The sequence below is a fragment of the Bacillus sp. NP157 genome (assembly GCA_018889975.1).
GTDB lineage: Bacteria > Pseudomonadota > Gammaproteobacteria > Xanthomonadales > Rhodanobacteraceae > Luteibacter.
Window position 1 is genome coordinate 643,952 of the sequence record CP076546.1, and the last position, 26,801, is coordinate 670,752.

Consider the following 26,801-nt stretch of genomic DNA (forward strand, 5'->3'; position numbering starts at 1 on the left):
GTCGTGGCGGCGGACAACCCCACCATGATACCCCCCTTGGCGGCGGGGATCGCCTTCATTCCGTAACGATCTCGAGCTCGAGGCCGAGTTCGGCCAGCGGTTCACGCTCTTGCTCAAGGTCGGCCTCGGTCAGCGGATGCTGGTCGAGCCAGTCGGCCGGCACGGTCAGCCGCAGGCGCTGGCGCGTCGCGGCGACGCGGATGCGCGGCAGCGATTCGGCACGGCGTGCGCGACGGAACAGCACGGCGAGGCGGAGCAGGGTGGTGATGTGCCGGGCCAGCGGGCGGTAGCGCACCGGCAGCGCGCTGATGACCGGTTTCTCGGGCTTGCGGCGGTGCGATTCGACGATGGCCGCGAGCAGCTGCTGTTCCTGCCGGGAGAAGCCCGCCATATCGGCATGGCGCAGGATGTAGGCCCCGTGGCGCTGGTGCTGGCTGTGCGCGATGGCCAGGCCCAGCTCATGCACCCGGCAAGCCCAGGAGAGCCATTCACGCGCATCGTCGTCGAGCTTCCACACCTTGGCCAGCTGGTCGAAGAGCGACAGCGCGGTGGTTTCGACGCGACGGGCCTGGGCACGATCGACGCCATAGCGGTTGGCGAGCGAGTCGACGCTGGCCATGCGCGGGTCCGTGCCGGCAGAACGGCCGAGCAGGTCCCACAACAGGCCTTCGCGCATCGAGCTTTCGGATATGCGCAGGCGTTCGATGCCGAGGGCTTCGAACGCGGCCTCGAAGATCGCCACGCCACCGGCGAACACTTCGGCGCGGTCTTCGGCAAGGCCCGGCAGTTTCAGCGGCGCACCGGCGGCGCCCTGTTCGATCAGGGCTTCGCGCACCGCCGCCAGCGCATCGGGCGTCACGCCGTCGTCGGACAGCTTCATCGCGCGGACCACCGAACCGATCGCCTTGGCCGTACCTGACGAGCCGTACGCATCGGCCCAGCCGGCCTCGCGGTAATCCTCGGAGAACTGTTGCAGTAGCACGCCGATTTCGCGACGCGCCTTCTGCCAGCGCTTGCGGGTGATCTTGCCGCCCGGGAAGAAGCGCAGCGTGGAGGCGATGCAGCCCACCTGCACGCTTTCGGTCAGCAGCGGCGAGGTACCGCGGCCAATGATGAATTCCGTGCTGCCGCCGCCGATGTCGATCACCAGCCGGTGGTCGCGCGACGCCGGCAGGTCATGTGCGGCGCCCAGGAAGATCAGGCGGCCTTCTTCACGACCCGACACGATTTCCACGGGATGGCCGAGCGCGGCCTCCGCGGCCGACAGGAAGGCGTGCGGTGACGCGAGCCGGCGCACGGTATTGGTCGCCACGGCGCGCACGTGCAGCGCCGGGATGCCGGCGATGCGCTGGCCGAAGCGAGCGAGGCTGGCGAGGGCGGCGGCACGATGCGCGGTGTCGAGCGTGCCGTCCGGGCGCAGGCCCACGGCCATGCGCACGGAATCACGGAGACGGTCGACCACGCGGGGTTCGCCGTGCTCGTAACGCGCCACCACCATGTGGAAGCTGTTGGAGCCGAGGTCGACGGCGGCGAGGAATTCGCCATCGTTGATCTGCGATTTTGCTGATGAGGCCAAGGGAGATGTCCGCAGCGGCGTATCGGGGAATTCTGGCACGGGTGGGACCGGTATGTCGCGGACGTTGCCGCCGTCACGCTTTCCTTACGCGCGATTTGGGCATCGCGGATAGCGCGAAAAGGAGGATGCAGAGGAAGCCGAATACCCAGTAATCGGTGGGGGCCGGTCCCCACCAGTGCCTGTGCCACGGCACGTTTTCGGGGTTGAAGCGGGCCAGCCCGAAGGCGGGGTTCAATACGAACCACAGCCCGTCTTCGGCGACCCAGAACAGCATGATGCAGGCGATGATCCGCACCTGTGCACGCCAGCTCCAGAACCCGCGGAATACCATGGGGAAATGGAAGCACAGCGCGATGAAGGGGAACACCCAGGCGTGGTAACCCGTCATCGGACGGCCGCCCCAGAGCAGGTCGAGCAGCCAGTGGTTCTCGACGCGCCAGGTCGGCAGGCTGGTCGCCCAGCCGTGCGACCCTTCGATCTCCACCTCGACATGGGCGAAGAAGAACGCCATCAGGAAGGTGAAGCAGAACGTCGCCAGCACCGAGGCGACGCGTCGACCGGGTGAATGGCTCATCGATGGCCCAGTTGTGCGAGCACGATGTCGATGACGTCGCGCGCGGCATGTGGCCGGCCGATCGCCCGTGCGTTCGCGGCCATGCTGGCCAGGTGCGCGGGATCGTCGCGTAGCGCGCCGACCCGCCAGGCCAGCGCCACGGCGTCGATCGCCTTCCACGCCGCGCCCTGTTCGAGCAGGTAATCCGCGTTGCGTTCTTCCTGGCCGGGGATCGGTGCGTTGACGATCATCGGCAAACCCATCGCAAGGCATTCGGACGTGGTCAGGCCACCGGGCTTGGTGATCGCGAGGTCGCAGCACGCCATCAGCCGCTCGACATTTTTCGTGTAACCCTGCGGGAACAGCCGGCCCGCGTGCTTGCCGGCGGCGAGCGCGCGCAGGCGCTCGAGCATCTCGGCATTGCGCCCGGCGAGCACCACCAGCTGGAAATCGCCGCCAGCGGAGAGCAGCGTGTCGGCCAGTTCGTCCAGCGCGCCGACGCCCGCGCCGCCACCCATCACGAGGTAAGCGGGACGCGATGGGTCCATCCCGAACCCCCGCGCCAGCGCCTCGCGATCATGTGGCTCGGCGAAGGCCGGCATCACCGGGATGCCGGTGACGTGGACCCGGGCCGGCGCAAGGCCTACCGCGTGCATGCGATGGGCGATCTCCGGACTGGCGGCGAAATAGCCTGCCATCTCCGGGATCACCCACATGCGGTGCAGGTCGAAATCGGTGACCTGGAGATACACCGGTGCCGTGACCCGACCCTTGCGGATCTGCCGCATCAGCATCTCGGCGGGCAGGAAGTGCGTGCAGACGATCGCGTCGGGCGCGAACGCCGTGATGGCCGCGCGCAGGCGACGCGTGTTCAGCCGCTCGATCGTCCGGCGCATGCGCTGGGTCACCGCGTCGGGGCGGGCATCGCCGGTGATGCGATAGAGCATGCCCCACAGGCGCGGGTAGCGCGTGATCAGGCTCAGGTAGAAGTCGGCGTAGATGCGCCGGAAGCTCGAGGGCACGAAGTCCATGACATCGAGGTGCTTCGCCTCGACCTCGCCACCGGCGGCGGCGAGCGACGTGACGGTGGCCTCCAGCGCGTCCGCGGCACGCACATGGCCCGCACCGGCGGACACCGACAGGAGCAGGATGCGCCGCTTCACCCGCAGTAACTTGCCAGGAGGGCCTGCTGCGCGGAATGCGGCAGTTCGCCCTTTGCGGGATGGCGGCGGGTGTAGCGGCCGTCGGCGCCAAGCATCCACGCCTGGGTGTTGTCGCGCAGGTAGTTATCCAGGGTTTCGTCATAGACGCGCTGGAACAGCGCGGGTTCGAGGATGGGCACGCCCACTTCGATGCGACGCATCAGGTTGCGCTCCATCCAGTCGGCGCTGGCACAGTAGAGCTCCGGCTCACCGTCGTTGCCGAACCAGTAGACGCGGCTGTGCTCGAGGAAGCGACCGATGATCGAGCGCACGCGGATGTTCTCCGACACGCCCTTGATGCCCGGGCGCAAGGTGCATGCGCCGCGGATGATGAGGTCGATCTGCACGCCGGCGATCGAGGCGCGGTAAAGCGCTTCCACCACGTGCGCTTCGTTCAGCGCATTGAGCTTGGCGACGATGCGGGCGGGGCGGCCGTTCTTCGCGTGTTCGATCTCGCGTTCGATCTTGCCCATCACGCTGCTGTAGAGCGTGAACGGCGAATGCAGCAGGCGCTTGAGCTGGATCATCGGGCCCAGGCCCGACAGCTGCTGGAACACCTTGTGGATGTCTTCGCCGATTTCCGGGTTGGAGGTCATCAGGCCGATGTCGGTATAGCCGCGGCTGTTGCCCTGGTGGTAGTTGCCCGTGGACAGGTGCACATAGCGGCGCAGGCCGCTGCTTTCGCGGCGCACGATCAGCAGCATCTTCGCGTGGGTCTTGTAGCCGACCACGCCGTAGACGACCTGCACGCCGGCTTCCTGCAGGCGATTGGCCAGGCCGATGTTTGCTTCTTCGTCGAAGCGCGCGCGCAGCTCGATCACCACGGTGACGTCCTTGCCGTTGCGCGCCGCGTCGACCAGCAGGTCGACCAGCGGCGAATCCTTGCCCGCGCGGTAGAGGGTCTGCTTGATCGCCAGCACGCCAGGGTCCTGCGATGCCCGGCGCAGCAGTTCGACCACCGACGCGAACGATTCGTAGGGATGGTGCAGGAGCACGTCGCGCTCGCCAAGCACGTCGAACTCGTTCACGCCCTTGGCGAACGCAGGGGTCAGGCGCGGGGTGAAATGCGGGAATTTCAGTTCCGGCCGGTCGAGCTGGTCGTAGATCACGCCAGCGCGGATGATGTTGACCGGGCCATCGCAACGGTAGATGTCGGCATCTTCCAGCTGGAAGTTCGCCTTGAGCATGTCGGTGATCGCGCGGGGGCAGTCGGCACCGACTTCGAGGCGCACCGGGCGGGCGTAACCGCGGCCGGCGAGCTCTTCGCTCAGGGCGCGAGCAAGGTTTTCGACCTCGGCTTCCTCGACCACCAGTTCGCTGTTGCGGGTCACCCGGAACTGGTACGCGGCGCAGACCTGGAAGCCCGGGAAAATTTCATCGGCGAAGCTTTGCAGCACTTCGGCCAGGAAGACGAAATCGCCATCGCCACCGGACACTTCGGCGGGAAGGCGGATGATCCGCGGCAGCGAGCGCGGCGCACGTACGAGCGCCATGTGGCCCTCGCGACCGAACGCATCACGGCCGTTGAGGACGACGGCGAGGTTGAGCGTCTTGTTGAGGATGCGCGGGAACGGATGGGCCGGGTCCAGGCCCAGCGGCGACAGCACCGGCATGACCTCGTTCTGGAAATAACCCTGCAGCCAGCGGCGCTGTTTTTCCGACCAGTCGTCGCGCTTGAGGAAGCGGATGCCGGCGTCGTTCAGTGCCGGGCCCAGTTCGTCGCGCCAGATCCGGAAGATCTCGCCGACCAGCTCGAGCGCGCGCTCGCGGATGCGGCCCAGGATCTCGCCGGAGCCGAGGCCGTCGGCGCCAGGCCGTGCCGCGCCCAGGGCGTGCTTGTGCTTGAGCACGGCGACGCGCACCTCGAAGAATTCGTCGAGGTTGTTGCTGACGATGGTCAGGTAGCGCAGGCGTTCCAGCACGGGAACGTCGGGATCGTTCGCCTGGGCCAGCACGCGGAAGTTGAATTCCAGCGCGGCCAGCTCGCGGTTGATATACAGCTCGGGCGCGCCGAGATCGACCTGCTCGCGCCTGGATTCGACGATTCGTTTCATAGCCGCCGATGGTGGACCATCGCTGGCTGCCGCGGAAAGAGGCAACGCAGCAACCGGTGGGCGGCGGGAAGCCATGCGTTCAGGCCGGCGCCCCGGCCACGTCGTGCAGGCGGGCGCCGTCGAGCAGGCGGTCGCTGCCGAAAACGCAGGCGAACGTGGAGCCCTTGCCCGGCTCGCTGTCGATCGTCAGGCGAGCCTGGTGCAGGTTGAGCACGTGCTTGACGATGGACAGGCCAAGGCCGGTGCCGCCGGAATCCCGCGAACGGCTCGACGAGACGCGGTAGAAACGTTCGGTCAGTCGCGCGATGTGCGCAGCCGGGATGCCGAAGCCGGAATCCTGCACCGAGAAGCGGGCACCGCCTTCTTCCTCGGCCCAGCGAATGGCGATCTTGCCGCCCGTGGGCGTGTAGCGCACGGCGTTGCTGACGAGGTTGGAAAACGCGCTGTGCAGGTCCTTCGGCGAACCCAGCAGGTCGTAGCCGGTCGCGACGTCCAGGCTCACCACGTGGCGACCCTGGCTGAGCGCCTCGGCTTCCTTGCGCAGGCTGGCCAGCATCGGCGCCATCTGCACGTGTTCTTCGGCGACATGGTCCTGGGTTTCCAGGCGCGACAGGGTCAGCAGGTCTTCGACGATCTGGCCCATGCGCTTGGACTGCGCGCGCATCTCGTCGAGCACGGGCGCCAGTTCGGGCACGTCTTCCGGGTCCAGCAGTTCGAGGTAGCCGTGGATCACCGTGAGCGGCGTGCGCAGTTCGTGCGACACGTTGGCGACGAAGTCGCGGCGGATCTGCTCGAGCCGGGTCAGGTGGCTGGTGTCGCGGGCAAGCAGGACGCGCTGGCGGCTGCCAAACGGAAGCAGGGTGGCCGTGACGTGGCGATTCGGGTGGCCCGGGGCCGCCGCGTCGGTAAGCGGTTCGCGCGCGCCGTCGTCGAGCCATTCCGACAGCTCGCTGTTGCGCAGCACGTCGGCAAGGAAGCGGCCGCGGTCGCGCTGGCGCTTCAGGCCAAGCAATTCTTCCGCCGCGTGGTTGAACCAGCGGATGTGCTGCGCGTGGTCCAGCAGGACCACGCCATCGGGAAGGGAACCCGCCGCGCTGCGCAGGTCGCGAAGGCGGGAGGCAATACGGCGGGTGCGAGTCATGAGACGGTCATGTTCAGGGCGGGTCGACACAGGCGGTTGCAACATTGGCCCCGACTTGTGACGGAACAACGACAGGAACACGACGATTTCCAGCAGCGCGACGAGCAGCACGCCAGCGGTCGCCGCGCCCACGAGCGCACCCACCACGCCACCCGCGACAAGCAGGGCAGCGCAGGTGGCGGGCAGTCGCCAGGAGGTGAGGAAACGGGTGGGCATGACGAGGGTGGCCGGCGTGGTCTGGTGGCTTGCACCTTAACGCGGCAACCCCGCGTTAGCCTAGGTACTTGCGGAGAAGCGATAGCCCGCGCCGCGTACGGTCTGCACCATATCGTCGAGCTTCCACGGTTCCAGCGTCTTGCGCAGGCGGCGGATATGCACGTCCACAGTGCGCTCTTCCACGTACACACTGCCGCCCCACACGTGGTCGAGCAGCTGGGCGCGGGAATAGACGCGCTCCGGGTGGGTCATGAAGAAGAACAGGAGGCGGTATTCGGTCGGGCCGATCGGCACGGCGTCCTCGCCCGCGAACACGCGGTGGGCCGGGCCGTCGATGCGCAGGCCGCCCAGTTCCACGATGCCCGAACCGTCGTCGCCCTGGCTGCGGCGCAGCACCGCCTTGATCCGGGCGATGAGTTCGCGGGTGGAGAAGGGCTTGATCACGTAGTCGTCCACGCCGGCCTCCAGGCCGTTCACGCGGTCCATCTCCTCACCGCGGGCGGTGAGCATGATGATCGGGATCTCGCGGGACAGTTCCTCGCGCCGCAGGCGCCGGGCCAGTTCCAGGCCGCTGGTGCCCGGCAGCATCCAGTCCAGCAGGATCAGGTCGGGCACGCGTTCGGAGATCGCCATCTGTGCGGCGCGGGCATCCGCGGCGTGAGCCGCATCCATGCCTGCCTTGCGAAGCGCGAACGCGACCATGTCACGAATCGATGCCTCGTCTTCCACGATAAGGATGCGCTTATGCACGCTGGGGGACCGCCGTTGGCTGAGACCGTCATATTGCAGCCTTGTAGTGTTACAGGGCAATGACAGGGGCGGGAGGAGCGTATCGGGTTGAGAGTTGAGAGTTGAGAGTTGAGAGTGTCGAGGGAGGAGCAGCGCGACCGGCCCGCTCTCAACCCGAAACGCTCAACTCGGTACCCGAAACGCTCTTATCTTTGGGTTCTTCCGTCCGGATTGTCGTCCGTGGCCACGCGGCGCTTGCGCAATTCCAGCAACAAAGGCGTCAAATCGGCAATCCGGGCCTGGATGCGCGAACGTTGGTAATAGTCGAGGTCGTCGCGCTTTAGCAGGCGGCGCAGCTGTTCCATGGCGTCGAACGGGCGGCCTGCGAGGTAGGCGCTGTCGGCGTAGGCCTCGGCGGAGCGGACGCCGTCGCCGGCGCGTTCGCTGGCCTGGGCGTACGTGCGGAAGATTTCGGGGTCGTCGCTGTTGTCGAGCATGGGCCGGAGCAGGCTGGCGGCCTGGCGGGCGTTGTCGATGTTGCCGGTGCCTGCGAGGGCTTTGGCGTAGCCGAGCGTCACCGCGACGTTGCGCGGCGAGTTCGCGTGCAGCGCCTTATAGATGGCCATGGCGTCGCCCGAGCGGCCGGCGTCCACGTAGGCGTCGGCCATGGCGAGGCGGAGGACGACGCTGCCGGGCTGGCTGTCGAGCAGGCCTTGCAACTGTTCCACGGCCTGGCTGCCCTTGTTCGTGCGGATCAGCGCCACGGCGTAACCGTAGTGGTTGGCCGCCGTGTCGAAATCCTTTCGTTTGAGGTTCGTGGCGTAGTACGTGGCCAGCTTCGCCGCGTCGCCGGAGAGCACGCGCACGCGCTCACGCATCAGCGCGTAGGTATCGCTGGCGCTGTCTTTTGGCGGGTTGCTGCCGACGGTAACGAGCGAGGTGGGGTCCTTGACGTAAAGCACGGGCGCCGTGCTCTTCTCCCACGCGGCCTTGTCCAGCGTCGGCAGCTTCGGCCGGTTTTTCGCCTGGGCTTCGAGGCCGTGGGCGCGGGCACGCGCATCGCTGATGCGGTCGAGGGTCACCGGATGGGTCTGCAACAGAGCGGGCAAGGCATCTTCGCCTTCGCCCACGCGCAGGGTGTCCTGCATGCGGCCGAAGAAATCGGCCATGGCCTCGGGATCGTAGCCGGCCCGCGACAGGGTCTGGATGCCGACGCGGTCGGCCTCGATTTCGTCCTTGCGGGTGAAGTTGATCTGCCGCTGCATCAGCAGGCTCTGGCCGCCGACGAGGACGCCGGCCGCGGCGTCGCCACCGGCGCCGCCCGCCGCGATCGCGCCGAGCAGCACGAGGGCCAGCAGCGGCGCGTCCTTCTTCGAGGCCTCGAAGGCGCGGTAGAGGTGGTTCTGGGTGATATGGCCGATTTCGTGGGCGATGACGCCGGCCAGTTCGCTCTCGGTCTGGGTGATGTTGATCAGGCCGGCGTTGACGCCGATGTAGCCGCCCGGCGCGGCGAACGCGTTGATCTGCGTGTCGCGCACGATGAAGAACTGGAAGTGGTCTTTCGGGCGGTCGCTGGCGGCCACCAGGCGAAAGCCCAGGTCGTTGATGTACTGGTCGAGCAGGGCATCGTCCAGGGTCAGGTCCAGCGCGTGCATCTGGCGGAGCATCTGCGCCCCGTAGTCGTCGGCCTCGCGCGGGCTGATCAGGGCGTTGGCCGAGCTGCCCAGGTCGGGCAGGCGGACGGCGTCCTGGGCGCCGATCGCGAAGGTGGCGGCGGCCGTGGAGGCGAGGAGCAGCAGGCGGGGAAAGGGCAGGCGCATAGGTACGGCGACGATACCACCAGGGGCTTGTGAAGGGCTTGGACCACGGCCGGGGGCGCCGGGTTCGCGGGGTTGTAGAATGTGGGGGTGGCCGCCATCTTGCGGTTATCCGGAGTCTGGAGACACCTGTTCCATGAACACCCCCGATATCACCATTTATTCGACCGCCGTCTGCCCGTACTGCGTCGCCGCCAAGAACCTGCTCAAGGCCAAGGGCCTGGGCTGGAACGAGGTGCGCATCGACATGGATCCGGTCCAGCGCGACATCATGCTGGAGAAGAGCGGTGGCCGTCGCACGGTGCCGCAGATCTTCATCAACGGCACGCACGTGGGCGGTTTCGACGACCTCGCCGCGGCCGACCGCAGCGGTCGCCTGGCCGAAATCCTCGAGGCGGCGCACTGATGGCTGGCGATACCACCCGCGTGGAAGAGTTCACCGCGTTCCGCAAGCGGATGAACGAGCGCATCCTGTCGGAAGACAACCAGGTCGTGCGCCGTTTCTTCGCCCTGGATACGCAGACCTATCGCGAGGGTGCGCTCGACGTCAAAACCAAGGAGATGCTGGGCCTGGTCGCGTCGATGGTGCTGCGCTGCGACGATTGCATCAGCTATCACGTGGCCCAGTGCAAGGAAGCGGGCGTCAACCGGGACGAGTTCTTCGAGGTGTTCAGCGTCGGGCTGGTGGTCGGCGGATCGATCGTGATCCCGCACCTGCGCCGGGCGGTGGATTTCCTCGACACGCTGGAAGGCGAGGGCGAAACGGCCGACGCCGCGGCGTGTGGAGACCACGCGGGCGGCTGAGCGGCCGATCCTTGATGGATGTGGGCAAAATCGCCGATAATTGGGCGATTTTTCTTCCCCGGCACGCCGTTCGCGTGCGTGCCACGCCCCGCTTCCTCCAGGAGTATTCCCCATGAGCAAAACCATTGCCGTGATCCCCGGCGACGGTATCGGTCCCGAGATCATGGACGCGACCATCCGCGTCCTCGATGCCCTCGATTGTGGCCTGACCTACGATTACGTGGACGCGGGCATGGTAGCCCTCGAGAAGCACGGTGACCTGCTGCCGCAGGCGACGATCGACGCGATCGCGAAGCACACCGTGGCGCTCAAGGGCCCGCTCACCACCCCGATCGGCGGTGGCTTCACCTCGATCAACGTCACCCTGCGCCGCAAGTTCGACCTGTACGCCAACGTGCGTCCGGCGATCAGCTTCCCGGGCACCAAGGCGCGCTACGACAACATCGACATCATCACGGTGCGTGAAAACACCATGGGTGCGTACATGGCCGAAGGCCAGACGCGCGAAGGCACCGGTGCCGACGAGGTGGCCGTTTCGGTTATCCGCAACACCCGCCCGGGCATGGAGCGGATCTGCCGCTACGGCTTCGAAATGGCCCGCCAGAAGGGTCGCAAGAAGGTCACGGCCGTGCACAAGGCCAACATCATGAAGACTTCGTCGGGCCTGTTCCTCGACGTGGCGCGCGAAGTGGCGAAGGATTTCCCGGACCTCGAGTTCCAGGAAATGATCGTCGACAACGCCTGCATGCAGCTGGTGATGAATCCGTACCAGTTCGATGTGATCGTGACGACGAACCTGTTCGGCGACATCCTCTCCGACCTCTGCGCCGGCCTCGTCGGCGGCCTGGGCCTTGCCCCGGGTGCGAACATCGGCAAGGACGCGGCGATCTTCGAAGCCGTGCACGGCTCGGCACCGGACATCGCAGGCCAGAAGAAGGCCAACCCGTGCGCGCTGCTGCTGGCCGCGGCCGACATGCTCGACCACCTCGACATGGTGACCAAGGCGACCCGCCTGCGCGCCGCCATCAGCGACACGATGAACGCCCGCGACCGCACCACGCCGGACGTCGGCGGCACCGGCACCACCGACACCTTCGGCGACGCCATCGTCGAGCGGATCAAAGCCACCGCCTGATAGCCAGTAACACCCTGTAGGAGCGCACCCGTGCGCGAAACAACCCGCCGCAGTGCACGAGGCCCAACCTCGTCCACCCGGCGGGTTTTTTGTTTCCCGTTTCCCTTTTCCATCCCCCGCCTCCCATCCCCCATCCCACCCAAAACGCCCCCCGCGAAGACCACCACCCCACCAACTTCACACCATCCCAATGGACACGCGGCGACGCTGTCGGCATGTCGCCAACCGGGGAGAGGGGTCATGGCCAGCGCAAACACACACAGCCACGTCAGCACCATCGGTGCCATGGCCGCAGGCAAGCTGCTGGCCAAGGCGACTGGCGGGCGCTGGGGCCCGGCCATCCTGATCCTCGCAGGCATCGTCCTGCTGCGGCGAGCGGCCGCTGCGCACGCGGCGAAGAAGGCGCGCAGCCGCGTCGCGTTGAACGGCCCGGGATGAGAACCGCCTCAGACTGTGTCTAGTGCAAGCGGGGCTTCCTGCGTCGCTGCGCGTGGACGACGGGCGTCTGCATCTCGCCCGATAACAACGGTGTCACGATCGCCATCCACCCTTCGGCGAACGCCTGGATATCGGAGGGTCGGCGCGTGGGGTGGTAACTCGCCATCGCTTCGCACAGCGCGACGGCGAGCGCCGCCGGCTCCGGATGGGTCGAGATCGCGGCTTCCAGCGCGGATTCGAGGGCGGCAAGCTTGCCGAGCAGGTACGTACGATCGTCCATGATGCTTCCTTGGCCTACAACGTTACACGCCAGGCGATGACACGAAGAGCAGGAAATGCCGCCTCGCTCAGCGCGAATCCCGCCGCTATCCGAAGCGCGGGCACTGCCCGATCATAGGCCCTGCGCTGGTTGTCCCGCCTGCACATCTGGCATTGTATGCACCCGCAGGCCGTGCGCAGAGTCGCGCACAGAAGTACAGTCGGCCCAGGGAGGGCAAAGAATGATTAGTGTTGTATTGGTCGACGACCACGAGCTGGTCAGGACCGGCTTCCGGATGATCCTGCAGCAACAGGCGGATATCCGGATCAGGGGAGAAGCTGGCTCGGCGGAAGAGGGCCTGCGGCTCATCCGTTCACAGTCGCCGGATATCGCCCTGGTCGACGTGCACATGCCGGGCATGAGTGGCGTGGAACTCACCGAACGCGTCATCCGCGCGAAGCTTCGCACCAACATCGTCATCCTGACGGTGGTGGACGACGCACGCTTTCCGAAGCGCCTGCTCGATGCCGGTGCGCTGGGCTACCTGACCAAGGGTTGCTCGGCTGAGGAACTGCTCAGCGCAGTGCGCTCCGTGGCGTCCGGACGTCGCTATCTCGCGCCGACGGTGGCGCAGCAGCTTGCCCTGGCCACGCTCGATGGATCGGATTCGCCGTTCGATACGTTGTCCACGCGCGAGATGGAAGTGTCCATGATGCTCGTGCGCGGCATGCCACTGACGAGCATCGGCGAACGCCTGAACCTCAGTCCGAAGACGGTCTCGACCTACAAGCAGCGGCTGATGGAAAAACTGCACGTCGACCACGTGGTGGGGCTGGCCCACCTCATGACGGTGCATGGCCTTCTCGATACGCATAACCATCAGGTCGGTAGCTGACGGCGCGCCATCGACCTTGCGTCGCTGGCGATAATTCGGTGACCTGAACGAAGTGGGGAGGCCGAAGCCTCCCCACTTTTTTAGTGCTTACTGCTGGCCGTCGTGCGGCTCCTGCCGCGGGCGGGTGAGCAGGTCGCCCTGGGTCGGCGGCGTCCAGCCCGGCTGCTCGACCGGCGGTGCCGGCGTATGCGAGACCGGCGAGACGTTGGAAGCCTCGGGCGACTTCGGCGTCACCGGCTCGGTGGCGACCGGCTTCGGCGCGTCGACCTTCGCGGCGTCAACCGGCTTCGGTGCTTCGACAGCCTTCGGAGCTTCGGCAGCCTTCGGAGCTTCGACAACCTTCGGCGCTTCGACAACCTTCGGAGCTTCCTCGGCCTTCGGCGCTTCGACAACCTTCGGGGCTTCGACAACCGCCGGGGCTTCGACAACCTTCGGGGCGTCCGGGAGGATGCCACGCGCCGGCGCATCGAGCGGCGACTCGTGCTGCTCGGTAGCCACCGGGGTGGCGGGCTGCAGGGTGTCCTGCGGCTCGACGGCCTTCGGCGCGGCTTCCACCGGCGCGGCGTGGGCCGGCTCGGCGTGCACCGGTTCGACGTGCGCAGCGGCCGGGACCGGCGCGTGAGCCGAGGCCACCGGCGCGGTCTTCAGCGGTGCGTCGGATTCGGTCTGGCGACGTTCGCTGGTGCGGACATCGACCGAATCGGCCGGGCTCACGGTGTCGTGCTGCTTCACGTGGGTGTCCGCATGCGCGGAGGCACCGGGGATCGGCGGCAGCTTGGGCAGGGAGGGCAGGGTGAGGGCCGACGGGACGTCGTCTTCATCGCTGCTTTCGGCGGGGATCGTGGCTTCGGTACGCGGCGGCGTCAGCTTCACGGCGTTCGCGGCGGCTTCCGGGGTGTCGAGGATCGGCGGCACGCTGGCGCTGTCGCGACCGGTACCGATGTCTTCGTCACCCTCTTCGTCGTCGAGATCGCCTTCGATCGCAGCGCCGGAGGCATCGACCTGGCCACCGTCTTCCTGGCGACGGCGGCGACGGCCACCACGACGGCCGCGACGACGGCGCTGGCCGCCTTCACCGGCCTCGCGGGTGCCTTCACCCGGCGCGGTGTCGTCACCGGCCAGCGACTGTGCGTCACCGTTGGCCAGCGACGCGTCGTCGGCGGACGCCGGCGTCGTGGTCAGCAGGGTTTCGTCGGCCAGCACGGCAGCGGCAGCGACCGGCTTCTCACCGGAGGTGCGCGGTGCCTGGGCGACGACGGCCTTGTCGGCCTTCTCGACGCGCTCGGCCTTCTCGCCCTGTGGCTGGCGTTCGCCACGCGGCTGCTGCTGGCGGCGGTTCTCATTGCCGGCCTGCGCCTTGTCCTGCGGCTCCTGGCGACCACCCTGGCGGCCACCCTGGGCCGGCTGGGCGTCTTTCTGGCGCTGCTGCTTTTCTTCGCCCTGGCGCTGCGGCTTGTCCTGTTTCGGCGCCTTCGGTTGCTGCTGGCGTCCCTGGGCGTTGTCCTTGTCCTTGCGCTGGCCCTGGCGGCCTTCGCCCTTGCCACGACCTTCGCCGCGGCCTTCGCCACGACGCTCGTCGCGGCGGTTGCCGTTGCGGTCGTTGCGATCGTTACGCTCGCTACGGCCACCCGGGCGCGACTCTTCGCGACGGGCCGGAGCCGGCTGGGCGGCGGCCGGGGCCGGCTGCGTGCCGCCACCGAACAGGCTGCCGAACAGGCGCGAGAAGAACCCGCCGGTGGGTGCGGCCGGGGCGGCCGGGCGTGCCTGCTGGACCGGGGCGGCAACCGCTTCCGGTTCCTCGTCACGGATCGGCGCCGGCGAGGCCGGGACGACACCGGTGACCAGCGGCTGTTCGCCGCTACCCAGCATCTGGCCCATCTTCGGCAGGGCCGTGGCGACCACCGGGGTGGTGCGCTCGTAGCTCGGCTTGCTGTGCTCGCCCATGTCCGCTTCGCGGATGCGGGTGATCTCAAGGTGCGGCGTCTCCAGCTTGTCGTCGGCGACGACCACGACGTGGACGCTATGGCGCAGCTCGATTTCGACGACGCTGGCACGCTTCTCGTTGAGCATGAAGTTGGCGACCGCCGGGGGCGCCTGCACCAGGACCTGCCCGGTGTTTTCCTTCATGGCGTGCTCTTCGATCAGGCGCAGTGTGCTCAGGCCCAGCGACTCGACGCTGCGGATGTGGCCGTGGCCTTCGCAACGCGGGCAGACGTTCTGGGTGGCTTCGCCAAGGCTCGGGCGCAGGCGCTGGCGGGACATCTCCAGCAGGCCGAAGCGGCTGATGCGGCCGATCTGGACACGGGCACGGTCGGCCTTGAGGGCGTCTTTCAGGCGCTCCTCGACCTCGCGCTGGTGGCGCGGGCTGTCCATGTCGATGAAGTCGATGACGATCAGGCCGCCGGCGTCGCGGATGCGCAGCTGGCGGGCGATTTCGGTCGCCGCTTCAAGGTTGGTGTTGAACGCCGTCTCTTCGATGTCGCTGCCCTTGGTCGCCTTCGACGAGTTGATGTCGATGGCGGTGAGGGCTTCGGTCTGGTCGATCACGATGGAACCGCCCGAGGGAAGGCGGACATTGCGCTCGAAGATGGACTCGATCTGCGTCTCGATCTGGTAGCGCGAGAACAGCGGGGTCGGGTCCTGGTAAAGCTTCAGCTTCCGCAGGTTGTTCGGCATCACCTGCTGGACGAAGTCACGGGCATCCTGGAACAGGGATTCCTCGTCGACCAGGATTTCGCCGATGTCGTTGCGCAGGTAATCGCGCAGGGCGCGGATGAACAGCTTCGATTCCTGGTAGATCAGGAACGGCGCCTTCTGCGAATTGGCCGCGGAGGAAATCGACTTCCACAGCTGGAGCAGGTAATCCAGGTCCCACTGCAGCTCTTCGGCGTCGCGGCCCATGCCGGCGGTACGCACGATCAGGCCCATCTCATCGGGCACTGAGAGGTGCTCGAGGGCTTCCTTGAGTGCCTGGCGGTCTTCGCCTTCGATGCGACGCGAAACACCACCCGCACGCGGGTTGTTCGGCATCAGCACCATGTAACGGCCGGCGAGGCTGATGAACGTGGTCAGGGCGGCGCCCTTGTTGCCACGCTCTTCCTTCTCGACCTGGACAATGATCTCCTGGCCTTCCTTCAGCAGTTCGCGGATGTTGGATTTACCTTCCGCGTTCGGATTGAAGTAATCGCGGGAGACTTCCTTGAGCGGCAGGAAGCCGTGGCGCTCGGCACCGTAATCAACGAAGCAGGCTTCGAGGGAAGGTTCGACGCGGGTAATGCGTCCCTTATAGATATTGGCTTTTTTCTGTTCCCGGGACGGGATTTCAATGTCGAGGTCGTAAAGGTTCTGGCCGTCGACGATAGCAACGCGCAACTCTTCTCGCTGAGTCGCGTTGATCAACATACGCTTCATTGTGGGTTCCTCGGCCTTGCCGCGCGGCCGCGCGCCGCGGTGGCGCCCGAATGGCGGCCTGCCGGGGATCGCGCCGCAGCGGTGAGGCTTCTAGCGGCATGGTTTCCGGGGCCGATATTTGGTCCCGGCGTGATTCGTGATAAGCGCCTTGCAACCGGCCCGTTTCTTACGGACAACCGGACAACTGCAACCCGAACCGTTACGATGTGGGGTGTCGCAACCTTCCGACCCCTCGGACGGAATGGCGCGACACTCGCCTTGCGCGACGGAACCGGCACCCCGCGAGAGATTAAGTCTCAGCGAAGCCTGGCGCTCGCCGAGTATCCTATCAATAACGAGTTTTATCAATGCAGACGGCAACTTCCCTCGACGGCGGCCAAGGTGTGCGCCAGGTCGAAATCGGGCCCGAGAGGGACGGCCAGCGCGTGGACAACGCGCTGATGACCCTGTGCAAGGGCGTCCCGCGCAGCCTGGTCTACCGGATCCTGAGAACGGGGCAGGTGCGTATCAATGGCAAGCGCGCCAAGCCGGACACCCGGCTGGCCTTGGGCGACATGCTGCGGATCCCGCCGATCCGCATCGCGGAGCGCGAGGAAACCGTCGCACCGTCGGGCATGGTCAAGGCCGTGGCCGACTCGGTCATCTTCGAAGACAAGCACTTCCTGGTCATCGACAAGCCCGTGGGCATCGCCGCCCATGGCGGCAGCGGGGTCAGCCACGGTGCGATCGAGCTGCTGCGCGCCGCGCGCCCCCACGAGCACCTGGAACTGGTCCACCGCCTGGATCGGGACACCAGTGGCGTGCTCGTCCTGGCCAGGAGCCGCTCCGGCCTGACCGGCCTGCAGGCGCTGATCCGCGAGAACCAGGTGGTCAAGCAGTACCTCTGCCTGATGACCGGCACCCCGCGGAAGGCCAAATTCGACGTGAATGCGCCGCTGCTGAAGTCGGTGATGCAGGGCGGCGAGCGCCTGGTCCGGGTCGACGACGCGGGCAAGCCCTCGCTTACCTTCTTCCAGGAAGTGGAGCAGTACCCTGCGTCCCGCCTGATGCGCGCGACCCTGGGCACGGGCCGGACCCACCAGATCCGCGTGCACGCCCAGTACGTCGGGCATCCGCTGGCGGGCGACCCGAAGTACGGCGATCCGGAGGCCAACAAGCGGTTCCGCGCGAAGGGGCTGAAGCGGATGTTCCTGCATGCGTCGCGGATGAGCTTCGACCTGGACGGCAAGAATTACGACTTTTCGGTGCCGTTGCCGGATGATCTGAAGGTTTTCCTGGATAATCTGCGCGGTTAGGCGCGCTTTCGTGTTTTGGGTCGCGCGCAGGCGCGCTCCTACATCAGGTTAGGTAGCGGGCGCTGACTTCTAGGGAGCGCAGGACGTCGCCGGCCAGGCAGGCCTGAAGGATGACGGCGCAGGCTGCGTGGGCCAGCGCCACGGGTAGCAGCGAGCGGTGGTGCAGGTACCACCAGGCCCAGCCCAGCTCGGCGACGAAGCACAATTGCATCAACAACCCGTTGGGCGTGTGCAGTAGGGCAAACGCCAGTGCGATAAGCAGCACCGCGAGCGGGCGTGGCAGGGCGCGGGCCAACAGGCCACCGACCACGGCCAGCATCAGCCATTGCTGGAACAGGGCCCAGCCGACATAGAGAAGCGCACGCCCCACGGGGGGCCACGCTGGCGCATGCCCCGCCACGACAGCGAGGGCGAGGGCGACGGGAATCGCCAGCAGCGGCCATCCCGCCATCCGCCATCCACCGCGCCAGTGCCAGTGGGGCAGGGCTCGAATCCAGGTGAGGAAGACGCCGTAAGCCACCCCGCCGGCGAACATGGCGATCCCGCTGGCGGTAGGTCGTGCGGTCAGGCCGAGGCCGGCGATGAACCACAAGGGACCCAGCAGGGTAAGGGCGGCGTGGGCGAGGTTGGTCGCGGGCGTCGCCGGGTTCGGGGCATGGCTCGGGGCCTGGGCTGGCGCTGAGTCTGCGGCTATGACTGCGGCTGGGACTGCGGCCGGCGCGCTGGTGGTGCGCCGACGCAGGAAGACGCCGCCGGCCAGCAGCGTGGCGTAAACCGCGGGGGCCAGCCAGCCACGCCAGGGCGGCACCGCTTCGGGTGCCGCCGCGTTGCCCAGGGTCACCAGCGGATTGCGACTGCGCTGGCGATCGCGCCACTGGAGCAGGGCTTCGCCGGTCAGTCCGCCGGGGATGGCGACGCCGGACACCGGCAGTGTCGCGCCCGTCCGGGCCAGGCCGGCACCGCGCAGGAGCAGCGTCGCGCCATCGGGCAGGTCGAAGCCCAGCCGCAGCATCGCCGCCCGGCCCGGTGCCGCGACGGGGTGGCCCGCCGCATCGTGCCAGGCCAGTTCGTCCAGGGAGATGGTCGGGGGCAGCACGTCGCCGGGCAGGTCCGCCCGGACAAGCGGTGACGTGAGGGTCGGCCGGACCGACAGCGCGTAGCGGGCGGCGGGACTCGCGGCGTCGACATGTAGCTGGTCCAACTGGCGAAGGTCGGCCTGTCGGCTCAGGGGCAAGCCCACCTCGCCATGCCCGGTGAGCGCCAGGCCGCCGTCGGCGGGCTTCAGCGACGCCGGGCCGAACGCCTTGCCCGCCACCACGTCGTCCGCGCGACGGAAGCGCCACGACCACGGCGAGTCGCCGCGGGCATAGGCCGCGCGATCGGAGGCACCGCCCGCTTCCAGCGCGCCACGAACCACCGTGGCCGCCAGCTGCGGCAGCACGAAAAAGGCGGCGAGTGCCAGCAAGGCGCTTGCCAGCGCCCACGCGCGGTAGGGGCGGCCAGGCACGATCAGCGGTCGAGCAGGGCCTCGACCCGCGCGGCGCAGATCATGTCGTTCAGCGACAGGCCGCCGACGTCGTGGGTGGACCACAACACCTGGCAGTGCCCGTAGCCGGCTTCCAGGTCGGGGTGGTGGTCTTCCTGGTTCGCCATGAACCCCACGGCGTTGATGAAGCCCAGGGTGTGGTGGAAGTCCTTGAAGCTGAAGTCCTTCACGATGGCCTTGCCGTCGGCGCTCACGGTCCAGCCCGGCAGCGAAGCGAGGTGGCCATCGATGGCGGCACGGTCGAGGGCGTGTTCCGCACCCTTGCGCGGCTGGCAGTGCTGGGTGGCGAGCGGGGAAAGGGTCATGTCGGCTGGTCCATCCGGGGAAAGGACGGAAGCCTCCGTGGTCGCGGTTGAATTGTCCAGAGGACGCGCCCAGATCGAAACCGTACTAAAATGGTCTTCTTTCCGGCGATCCCCACGCCGGGCATGGCTCCGGAGCAAGCATGATCGACATCTCGGAACGCGCACAGGCGCATTTCCAGCGCCTGATTGCCCAGCAGGGCGAAGACAGCCTCGGCGTGCGCCTGCGCGTCGTCGCGGCCGGCACGCCCTCGGCCCAGTGCGAACTGGAGTTCTGCTCCACCACCGAACTCACCGGCGACGAGTGGACCATCGAGTGCACCGGCTTCAACCTCTATGTCGACGGCGAAAGCATGCGCTGGCTCGATCCGGCCACCATCGACTACGAGATGACGCCCACGGGCAGCCAGCTCAACATCCGCGCGCCGAAGATCAAGGGTGAAGCGCCGGGCGAGGGTGCCGGCCTGGTAGAGCGGGTGAAGTACGTGCTGGAGACCGAGGTCGCGCCGGGCATCGCGTCGCACGGCGGGCGCATCTCGCTGGTCGAGGTCACCGCCGAGGGTGTGGTCGTGCTGCGCTTTGGCGGCGGCTGCCACGGCTGCGGGATGGTCGACGTCACCTTGAAGAATGGGGTGGAGAAGACCTTGCGCGAGCGCATTCCGGAAGTCACCGAAGTGCGGGATGTGACGGATCACGAAACGGGCGAGAAGCCTTATTTCGAGAGGAAGGCCGGTTAAAGGTCAACATGCGGGGCGCGCTTGCGTGCAATCGCGCGCAGGCGCGCTCCTACATGGGCGATCGGGTGCGGGGCGCGCGTGCATGCGATCGCACGCGGGCGCGGTCATGCAGGGAGTGGGTTAGTCGCCCTGGACGTGGCCTTCGAGACCGCTGAGGCGGGTCGGCATGGTGTGGAAGTAGGCCGAGATGTCTTCGATGTCCTGGTCGGACAGCGTGGCGGCGAAGCCCTTCATGATCGCGTTGTCGCGCTTGCCGTTCTTGTACTCGTGCAGGGCCTGGCCGAGGTAGTCGGCGTACTGGCCCGCGAGGCGCGGATACTGCGGATCGACGGAGTTGCCGTCCTTGCCATGGCAGGACACGCACGTCGCCACTTTCTTCGCGCCCGCGGCGGGATCGCCCGAGGCCATGGAAGCAGTCGAGACGAGCGCCAGGGCGGCGGCGATGGAAATCAGGGAGAACCCACGGGTCATCATTCGTCCTCGGCGGCTTACTTGGCGAGACTGGAAAGGTAGGCGGCGATGTCGGCGATGTCCTGGTCCGACAGACTCTCGGCCTGGGCACCCATCGTCGGGTGCGAGCGGCCGGAGCCGGGCGCCTTGAAGCCCTTCTGGTAGTCCTTCAGCGCGTTGACGATGTACTGCTCGTTCTGCCCGGCGATGTGCGGCACGTGGTACGACGGGTACACGTTGGAGTAGCCCGGCACGCCGTGGCAACCCTGGCAGGTGTAAACGAGCTGGCGTCCCCTGGATTTATCCCCTTCGGCGTGCACCGCGGTGGCGGCGCACATGGCTACAGCGATCAGACCTGACAGATACAGACGCTTCATCAATGATTCCCTGGGTGCCGGGCGGGGCCGGGGGTGAAAGCAGCCGTTGGAGTATAGAGGCGGCTTCCGGCGGCCGACAACCGGGGGTCAGAGCAAGCTGCGGATGATGTGGATCCCGGCGATGTACTCGCCAGCGATGGTGCCGATGCAGACCAGGAAGAAATTCAGCAGCGTGCGCGCCACGCGATTCTTCCACCAGCCGGTCCAGTGGGTGATGTCGTCGCGCAGCTGTTCGAAGTCGACGACGCGCGGCTTGCGGATCCAAGCCTCGACCATCGCACTGACCGCGCCGGAGGGAATGCCCGGCCGGAAAGGCTTGACCGGGCCGGCGATGAATGCCGCGAGGATGCTCAGCGGATGACCGCCTGCGATGAGTGCGCCCAGGGCGGAAAGACCGCCGGTCAGCAGCACCCAGTTGAGCAACGCGTCCTTGCCCAGGCTCGGGTTGCGGTAGAAGGCGTAGCCGATCACCGCGAAGATCGCGAGGACGACGCCGACCGCCAGGTACTTCGGCCACTTCGCCGCCGGCGGCGTCACCGCCAGCTCGTCGGACAGCGCGCGGGCATCGCCGTGCTGGCTGGCCAGCTCCGCGCTCATGCCCTTGAGGTGGCCGGCACCGATCACTACCAGCACCTTGCGGCTGGGTGCCGACGGGTCCATGCGGTCGCCGTGCTCGCGCAGCTTCGCGGCCATGAATTCGTCGCGCTCGGCGATCAGCGCGCGATACAGCGGCGCCGAGCCTTTCGCAAAATCGCTGAAAGCGCTTTCGAGCAGGTCGGACTGCTTGAGCTTCTCGATGTCTTCCTCGGCGATGTCCTCGCGCTCGAACACGCTGCCGAGCATGCCGGCCATCAGGCCGAAACGCTGGAAGAAGCCTACGCTGCGCCACGCACGCTTGAGCGTGGTGCCCACTTCGCGATCGACCAGCCACACGGGGATGTCGCGTGCATCCGCGCCATCCATCGCCGCCTTCATCTCCGCGCCCGGCTCGATGCCGTACTGCGCGGCAAGCCGCTTCTGGAACGAGCCCAGCACGAGGCTCGCGGCCACCATGCCGGCCTTGCCCTGGCGGATCACCTGGAACAGGTCCATCTGCTTGAACGCTTCCGGATCGCGGATGCCATGCGCACGGCTCGCGCACAACTCCACCGCCACGGCATCGAAGTGCTCGGTCGCCAGCAAGGCATCCACCGCATCCACGCTCGCCCGCGAGACGTGCGCCGTGCCGAGGATGACGTAGTCCACGCCGTCGCGTGTCATGCGCGTGATCGGCTGGCCGGTGAGGGCGGTCGCTTCGTTGTGGGTGGTCTCGTCCGGGAGCATGGGGGCCTTGGGGTGGGGTGGGAGGAGCGTTTCGAGTACCGGGTATCGAATAGAAGCAACCGCACGGGGCGTGGGCGCTCCTACTCGGTACCCTGAACTCTCAACTCGTTACGCTTCACTCAATCACGATAGCGCTTCACGAGATCCCCATACGCATCAATCCGCCGATCCCTAAGGAACGGCCAGATCCGGCGTACGTGTTCGCTGCGTTCCATGTCGACGTCGACGATCAGCAGTTCGCGCTGGTCGGTGCCGGCCTGGGCGAGGAATTCGCCCTGCGGGCCGGCGACGAAGCTGGAGCCCCAGAACTGGATGCCGCTGCCCACGCCCGACGGGTCGGCTTCGTAGCCGGTGCGGTTGCAGGACAGCAGGGGCAGGCCGTTGGCGACGGCGTGGCCGCGCTGCACGGTGATCCATGCTTCGCGCTGGCGGGCCTTCTCGGCGTCGTCGTCGTTGGGATCCCAGCCGATGGCGGTCGGATAGAACAGGATGTCGGCGCCGGCGAGCGCCATCAGGCGCGCGGCTTCCGGATACCACTGGTCCCAGCAGACCAGCACGCCGAGCTTGCCGACCGAGGTCTGGATCGGGTCGAAGCCGAGGTCGCCGGGCGTGAAGTAGAACTTCTCGTAGAAGGCCGGGTCGTCGGGGATGTGCATCTTGCGGTACTTGCCCGCGATGACGGCCGAGCGATCGAAGACCACGGCGGTGTTGTGGTACAGGCCGGTGGCGCGCTTCTCGAAGATCGACGCCACGATCACCAGCCTGAGTTCCTCGGCGAGCTTGCCGATGCGCTCGGTGCCCGGGCCAGGGATCGTCTCGGCGCGATCGAACTCGGCCACGCTCTCGTGCTGGCAGAAGTACGGGCCGTTGTGCAGTTCCTGCAGCAACACCAGCTCGACGCCGGCCTGCGCGGCTTCGCGGATGCCTGCCTCGATCGCATCGAGGTTGGCGTCGCGGCTGCCGCGGTCGGTGTCCTGGAGGAGGGCGACCTTGAGGGTCTTGCGGGTCATGGCGATGTGTCCTGGAGGATTACTTGGCGATGTCGGCGGGCAACTGCATGGTGATGCAGTGCAGGCTGCCGTTCTGCCAGATCAGCGGGCGGCACGGCACCTGCACCACTTCACGGCCCGGGTGGGCCATCCCGATGATCCGGGCCGCTTCCGCGTCGACGCGGTCGCCATAGGCCGGCACCAGCACGGCGCCGTTGACGATCAGGTAATTCGCGTAGGAAGCCGCGAGGCGGCGCCCTTCGTCGAGGATCGGCTGGGCCCACGGCAGCGGGTGCAACGGGTATGGCTTGCCTTCCGGCGAGCGCAGTTCGGCGAGCTCCGCGGCCATCTGGCCCAGTTCGGCGAAATGCGGATCGCTGGCGTCGTCGCAGGCCTGGTAGACGATGCCGCCATCCGGGCTGAAGCGCGCGAGCGTATCGATATGGGCGTCGGTGTCGTCGCCTTCAAGGTAACCGTGCTCCAGCCACAGCACGCGGTCGGCATGCAGGGTGGTGGCGAGCGTATCGGTCATCGATTCGCGCGACAGGTCCGGATGGCGCTGGACCAGGCACTTCCAGGTGGTGAGGATGGTGCCGCGGCCGTCGCTTTCGATACCGCCGCCTTCCAGTGCCCAGTCGATGCGCTTGTGCGGCAGGCCGCTCAGCACGCCGCGCTGGAGCAGGCCGGCGATGATCGCGTCGTCCTGCTCGGCGCCGAACTTGCCGCCCCAGCCGGTGAAGCGGTAATCGTTCAACAGCACGCCGTCGGGGCCGGTCAGGGTGATCGGACCCGAGTCACGCAGCCAGGTGTCGTCGTAGGGCAGCTCGATGAAGTGCACCCGCGACATGTCCGCGCCGGCTTCTTCGATCGCCAGCCGGGCGCGCTCGCGCAGCGTGGCATCGGCCACGATGATGTGCAGCGGTTCGAAGCGGGTGACGGCGGCGGCCAGGGCGACGTAGGTCGTCTCGACCTCGGCCAGGCGCTCGGCCCAGTCGGTATCCGCGTGCGGCCACGCGATCAGGACGCCCGCCTGCGGTTCCCATTCGGCGGGCAGGCGGTAGGAGGCGGTGTGGGTCATGGCGGGCAAGGCAGTCCGGGGAAGCCGCCTATTGTAGGGGTTCCCGATGACCAATGCCCGCGCGGGTTATTGGGCGCCCTGCGGATTCGTGTTGTTGCCCGCCGGGGTGTTCAGCACCGTGTGGATCACATGGCTGTGCTCGAAATAAACGATGTAGCCGGGATAGGTCCAGCGGTTGATCGTCGGCTGCTTCGCGCTGCCGCCACCGCGGGGATCCAGCTTCGACGACGGCGCACCGAAGCGGCGCTCGACCTCGGCCATGGTCATGCCTTTCTTAGGCAGGTTCATGCCCTTTTCCTGCTGCACGCGCTGCATCAGGAGGCTGTCCGCGCGGGCGGACGGTGCGGCGGCAACGGCCACGATGGCCAGGGCGATCGCGGTGAAAACAGGCTTGAAGGTGTTCATGATGGCTCCGTCGCGCTCCCCATGCGGCGCAGGACAGCGTTTTAACAGATCGCCCGATCCGGCGCCATGGGCGGTGCGTGGCGGCCTTCACGGCTGTGCCCTGCGTCGCATTCGGGCGACGCGGGTGGGGTAGGGCGGCTATCATGCGCAGTCGCCTTTCGCCTTTTCTGGCCCGCCATGATCTCGTTTCGAAACCTCGCCCTGCGTCGGGGCACCCGCACCCTGCTCGATAACATGGACCTGACCATCCAGACCGGGTGGAGCCTGGCCGTCATCGGCCGCAACGGCTGCGGCAAGTCCACACTGTTCGCCGCCCTCAAGGGCGAGCTCGAGCCGGAGAAGGGCGACCTCGACATGCCCTCGAAGGTGCGCATGGCGTCCGTGGCGCAGGAAACCCCGGCGCTCCCGGATGCCGCCATCGACTACGTCCTGGGTGGCGATGTCGAAGTCGCCGCCGCGCTCAAGGCCGAGCAGGACGCCTACGACGCCGAAGACATGGAAGCCGTGGCCATGGCCCACCTGCGCATCGAGGAAGTGAACGGCTACGACGGCCGCGCCCGCGCCGGCCGGCTGCTGCACGGCCTGGGCTTCTCGCCGGAAACCCATGAACAGGCCGTTGCCTCGTTCTCGGGTGGCTGGCGCGTGCGCCTCAACCTGGCCCGCGCGCTGATGGCCCCGTCCGACCTGCTGCTGCTCGATGAGCCGACCAACCATCTCGACCTGGATGCCGTGCTCTGGCTGGAAGAATGGCTGCGCCGCTACCAGGGCACGCTGCTGATCATTTCGCATGACCGTGAGTTCCTCGACGCGGTCACCACGCACACGATGCACCTGCACGACGGCACCGCGAAGCTATACACGGGCAACTACTCGCAGTTCGAACGCCAGCGCGCCGAGCACCTGCGCCAGCAGCAGATCGCGCACGTGCGCGAACAGGCCGAGCGTGCGCACCTGCAGTCCTTCATCGACCGCTTCAAGGCCAAGGCCAGCAAGGCCAAGCAGGCGCAGTCGCGGATGAAGCGCCTGGAGAAGATGAGTGGTACCGAGGCGGTCCGCGCCGAGCGCCCCTTCAGCTTCAGCTTCCCCAAGCCCGAGCGCCTGCCCACCTCGATGCTGCGCCTTGACCACGTGGATGCCGGCTACGGCGATCGCGTGGTGCTCAAGGACATCGCCTTTGGCCTGGAAGCCGGCGACCGCATCGGCCTGCTCGGCCCCAACGGCGCGGGTAAGTCGACCATGGTGAAGTCGCTGGTCGGCGAGCTCGAGCCGATGAGCGGCGAGCGTCCGTTCCATAAGGACATGAAGATCGGTTACTTCGCGCAGCACACGGTGGAGAGCCTGCACGATGGCTGGAGCGCCTTCGACCACCTGCAGGAAAAGGCGCCGAACGCCGGCCAGCAGGTCTTGCGCGACTACCTCGGTACCTGGAATTTCCCGGCCGATCGCGTGTTCGAACACGTCGACGCGTTCTCCGGCGGCGAGCGCGCGCGCCTGGCGCTGGCGCTGATCGCGTGGGACAAGCCCAACCTGCTGCTGCTCGACGAACCGACCAACCATCTCGACCTCGACATGCGCGAGGCGCTGGCCGATGCGCTGTCGGACTTCGACGGTGCGCTGGTGCTGGTCTCGCATGACCGCCACCTGCTCGGCATGGTCTGCGACGAATTCTGGCGCGTGGCCGATGGCGACGTCAGCCCGTTCGACGGCGATCTCGACGACTATGCCAAGTGGCTGCGCACGCGTGCCACCACGCGCAAGACGGCCGCCGTCGCCTCCGCCCCGGCCGATGCGCCGGTGAAGGACAAGCCGAAGGAAAAGCGCAAGCAGACCGCGGAAGATCGCGAGAAGGAAAAGCCGCTGCGCGCCCGGGTGAAGAAGATCGAGGCGCTGGTGGAGGGCATGGACAAGGAGCTGACCAGCATCGAGACGAAGCTCGCCGATCCCGCCGTTTACGAGGGTCCCACCGCCGAGATGAAGCGTCTCGGCCAGCGCCAGGCCGAACTGCGCGGCGAAAAGGAAACGCTCGAGTTCGAGTGGATGGAACTGCTCGAACAGATCGAGGACTGAGC

Annotated in this window: 25 protein-coding genes; 8 read left to right on the top strand and 17 right to left on the bottom strand. The window is 67.3% G+C overall.

Annotated elements, in window-relative coordinates; genetic code table 11:
- Nucleotides 1-55: 55 nt before the first annotated feature.
- The 7 genes from KPL74_02960 to KPL74_02990 form a co-directional block, all read right to left on the bottom strand.
- Nucleotides 56-1,576, bottom strand: a complete 1,521-nt coding sequence (locus KPL74_02960) for a Ppx/GppA family phosphatase (GenBank protein QWT20979.1) — start codon at nt 1,574-1,576, stop codon at nt 56-58.
- A gap of 73 nt (nt 1,577-1,649) precedes the next feature.
- Complete coding sequence (locus KPL74_02965) at nt 1,650-2,150, bottom strand: hypothetical protein (GenBank protein ID QWT20980.1); 501 nt, start codon at nt 2,148-2,150, stop codon at nt 1,650-1,652.
- Nucleotides 2,147-3,292: a hypothetical protein gene (locus KPL74_02970; protein QWT20981.1), complete on the bottom strand. Its 1,146-nt coding sequence runs from the start codon at nt 3,290-3,292 to the stop codon at nt 2,147-2,149. Before KPL74_02970 ends, KPL74_02965 begins: the two co-directional genes overlap by 4 nt.
- Nucleotides 3,289-5,385 carry a polyphosphate kinase 1 gene (gene ppk1, locus KPL74_02975; GenBank protein ID QWT20982.1) on the bottom strand — a complete coding sequence of 699 codons (2,097 nt, stop codon included), beginning with the start codon at nt 5,383-5,385 and terminating at the stop codon, nt 3,289-3,291. The genes KPL74_02970 and ppk1 overlap by 4 nt, the downstream gene beginning before the upstream one ends.
- A gap of 79 nt (nt 5,386-5,464) precedes the next feature.
- Nucleotides 5,465-6,742 carry a phosphate regulon sensor histidine kinase PhoR gene (phoR, locus tag KPL74_02980; protein ID QWT20983.1) on the bottom strand — a complete coding sequence of 426 codons (1,278 nt, stop codon included), beginning with the start codon at nt 6,740-6,742 and terminating at the stop codon, nt 5,465-5,467.
- 60 nt (nt 6,743-6,802) lie between these two features.
- Nucleotides 6,803-7,492 (bottom strand): phosphate regulon transcriptional regulator PhoB, encoded by a 690-nt coding sequence (gene phoB, locus KPL74_02985; protein ID QWT20984.1) that lies wholly within the window; start codon nt 7,490-7,492, stop codon nt 6,803-6,805.
- 185 nt (nt 7,493-7,677) lie between these two features.
- On the bottom strand, nt 7,678-9,291 hold the full coding sequence (locus tag KPL74_02990; protein ID QWT20985.1) for a M48 family metalloprotease: 1,614 nt from the start codon (nt 9,289-9,291) through the stop codon (nt 7,678-7,680).
- A gap of 133 nt (nt 9,292-9,424) precedes the next feature.
- Here KPL74_02990 and grxC point away from each other — a divergent pair, with 133 nt between their 5' ends.
- From grxC to KPL74_03010, 4 genes are all read left to right on the top strand, one after another.
- Nucleotides 9,425-9,694 (top strand): glutaredoxin 3, encoded by a 270-nt coding sequence (gene grxC, locus KPL74_02995; protein QWT20986.1) that lies wholly within the window; start codon nt 9,425-9,427, stop codon nt 9,692-9,694.
- Entirely contained in the window at nt 9,694-10,092 is a 399-nt protein-coding gene (locus tag KPL74_03000; protein QWT20987.1) for a carboxymuconolactone decarboxylase family protein, read from the top strand. The genes grxC and KPL74_03000 overlap by 1 nt, the downstream gene beginning before the upstream one ends.
- Before the next feature lie 112 nt (nt 10,093-10,204).
- Nucleotides 10,205-11,227: an isocitrate dehydrogenase gene (locus KPL74_03005; protein ID QWT20988.1), complete on the top strand. Its 1,023-nt coding sequence runs from the start codon at nt 10,205-10,207 to the stop codon at nt 11,225-11,227.
- A 240-nt stretch (nt 11,228-11,467) separates the two neighbouring features.
- The gene (locus KPL74_03010; GenBank protein QWT20989.1) at nt 11,468-11,665 is read left to right on the top strand and encodes a hypothetical protein; all 198 of its coding nucleotides are present in this window, start codon (nt 11,468-11,470) and stop codon (nt 11,663-11,665) included.
- Nucleotides 11,666-11,684: 19 nt separating this feature from the next.
- Here the strand turns inward: KPL74_03010 and KPL74_03015 are convergent, their stop codons facing one another.
- Nucleotides 11,685-11,945: a hypothetical protein gene (locus KPL74_03015; GenBank protein ID QWT20990.1), complete on the bottom strand. Its 261-nt coding sequence runs from the start codon at nt 11,943-11,945 to the stop codon at nt 11,685-11,687.
- Nucleotides 11,946-12,165: 220 nt separating this feature from the next.
- Here KPL74_03015 and KPL74_03020 point away from each other — a divergent pair, with 220 nt between their 5' ends.
- On the top strand, nt 12,166-12,819 hold the full coding sequence (locus KPL74_03020; GenBank protein ID QWT20991.1) for a response regulator: 654 nt from the start codon (nt 12,166-12,168) through the stop codon (nt 12,817-12,819).
- An 87-nt stretch (nt 12,820-12,906) separates the two neighbouring features.
- On the opposite strand, the gene rne is transcribed toward KPL74_03020, so the two are convergent.
- On the bottom strand, nt 12,907-16,230 hold the full coding sequence (gene rne, locus KPL74_03025; protein ID QWT20992.1) for a ribonuclease E: 3,324 nt from the start codon (nt 16,228-16,230) through the stop codon (nt 12,907-12,909).
- A 347-nt stretch (nt 16,231-16,577) separates the two neighbouring features.
- On the opposite strand from rne, the gene KPL74_03030 reads away from it, so the two are divergent.
- Nucleotides 16,578-17,525, top strand: coding sequence for an RluA family pseudouridine synthase (locus KPL74_03030; protein QWT20993.1), 948 nt, complete (start codon nt 16,578-16,580; stop codon nt 17,523-17,525).
- Nucleotides 17,526-17,568: 43 nt separating this feature from the next.
- Here KPL74_03030 and KPL74_03035 read toward each other — a convergent pair whose 3' ends face one another.
- Together KPL74_03035 and KPL74_03040 are read right to left on the bottom strand one after the other, a co-directional pair.
- Nucleotides 17,569-19,032 carry a hypothetical protein gene (locus tag KPL74_03035; protein ID QWT20994.1) on the bottom strand — a complete coding sequence of 488 codons (1,464 nt, stop codon included), beginning with the start codon at nt 19,030-19,032 and terminating at the stop codon, nt 17,569-17,571.
- Nucleotides 19,033-19,034: 2 nt separating this feature from the next.
- A complete protein-coding gene (locus tag KPL74_03040) occupies nt 19,035-19,376 on the bottom strand; it encodes a 4a-hydroxytetrahydrobiopterin dehydratase (protein QWT20995.1) in 342 nt (113 codons plus the stop codon).
- Between the two features lie 140 nt (nt 19,377-19,516).
- Between KPL74_03040 and KPL74_03045 the strand changes: the two genes are divergently transcribed.
- Complete coding sequence (locus tag KPL74_03045) at nt 19,517-20,110, top strand: NfuA family Fe-S biogenesis protein (GenBank protein QWT20996.1); 594 nt, start codon at nt 19,517-19,519, stop codon at nt 20,108-20,110.
- Between the two features lie 120 nt (nt 20,111-20,230).
- On the opposite strand, the gene KPL74_03050 is transcribed toward KPL74_03045, so the two are convergent.
- The 6 genes from KPL74_03050 to KPL74_03075 form a co-directional block, all read right to left on the bottom strand.
- Nucleotides 20,231-20,581, bottom strand: a complete 351-nt coding sequence (locus tag KPL74_03050; GenBank protein ID QWT20997.1) for a cytochrome c — start codon at nt 20,579-20,581, stop codon at nt 20,231-20,233.
- A 17-nt stretch (nt 20,582-20,598) separates the two neighbouring features.
- Nucleotides 20,599-20,937: a cytochrome c gene (locus KPL74_03055; GenBank protein QWT20998.1), complete on the bottom strand. Its 339-nt coding sequence runs from the start codon at nt 20,935-20,937 to the stop codon at nt 20,599-20,601.
- An 87-nt stretch (nt 20,938-21,024) separates the two neighbouring features.
- Nucleotides 21,025-22,260, bottom strand: coding sequence for a TraB/GumN family protein (locus KPL74_03060; GenBank protein ID QWT20999.1), 1,236 nt, complete (start codon nt 22,258-22,260; stop codon nt 21,025-21,027).
- A gap of 119 nt (nt 22,261-22,379) precedes the next feature.
- Complete coding sequence (locus KPL74_03065) at nt 22,380-23,270, bottom strand: carbon-nitrogen hydrolase (protein ID QWT21000.1); 891 nt, start codon at nt 23,268-23,270, stop codon at nt 22,380-22,382.
- 19 nt (nt 23,271-23,289) lie between these two features.
- A complete protein-coding gene (locus tag KPL74_03070; GenBank protein QWT21001.1) occupies nt 23,290-24,327 on the bottom strand; it encodes an agmatine deiminase family protein in 1,038 nt (345 codons plus the stop codon).
- Between the two features lie 66 nt (nt 24,328-24,393).
- A complete protein-coding gene (locus tag KPL74_03075; GenBank protein ID QWT21002.1) occupies nt 24,394-24,732 on the bottom strand; it encodes a hypothetical protein in 339 nt (112 codons plus the stop codon).
- A gap of 177 nt (nt 24,733-24,909) precedes the next feature.
- Between KPL74_03075 and KPL74_03080 the strand changes: the two genes are divergently transcribed.
- The gene (locus tag KPL74_03080) at nt 24,910-26,799 is read left to right on the top strand and encodes an ATP-binding cassette domain-containing protein (protein ID QWT21003.1); all 1,890 of its coding nucleotides are present in this window, start codon (nt 24,910-24,912) and stop codon (nt 26,797-26,799) included.
- The last annotated feature ends 2 nt before the right edge of the window (nt 26,800-26,801 follow it).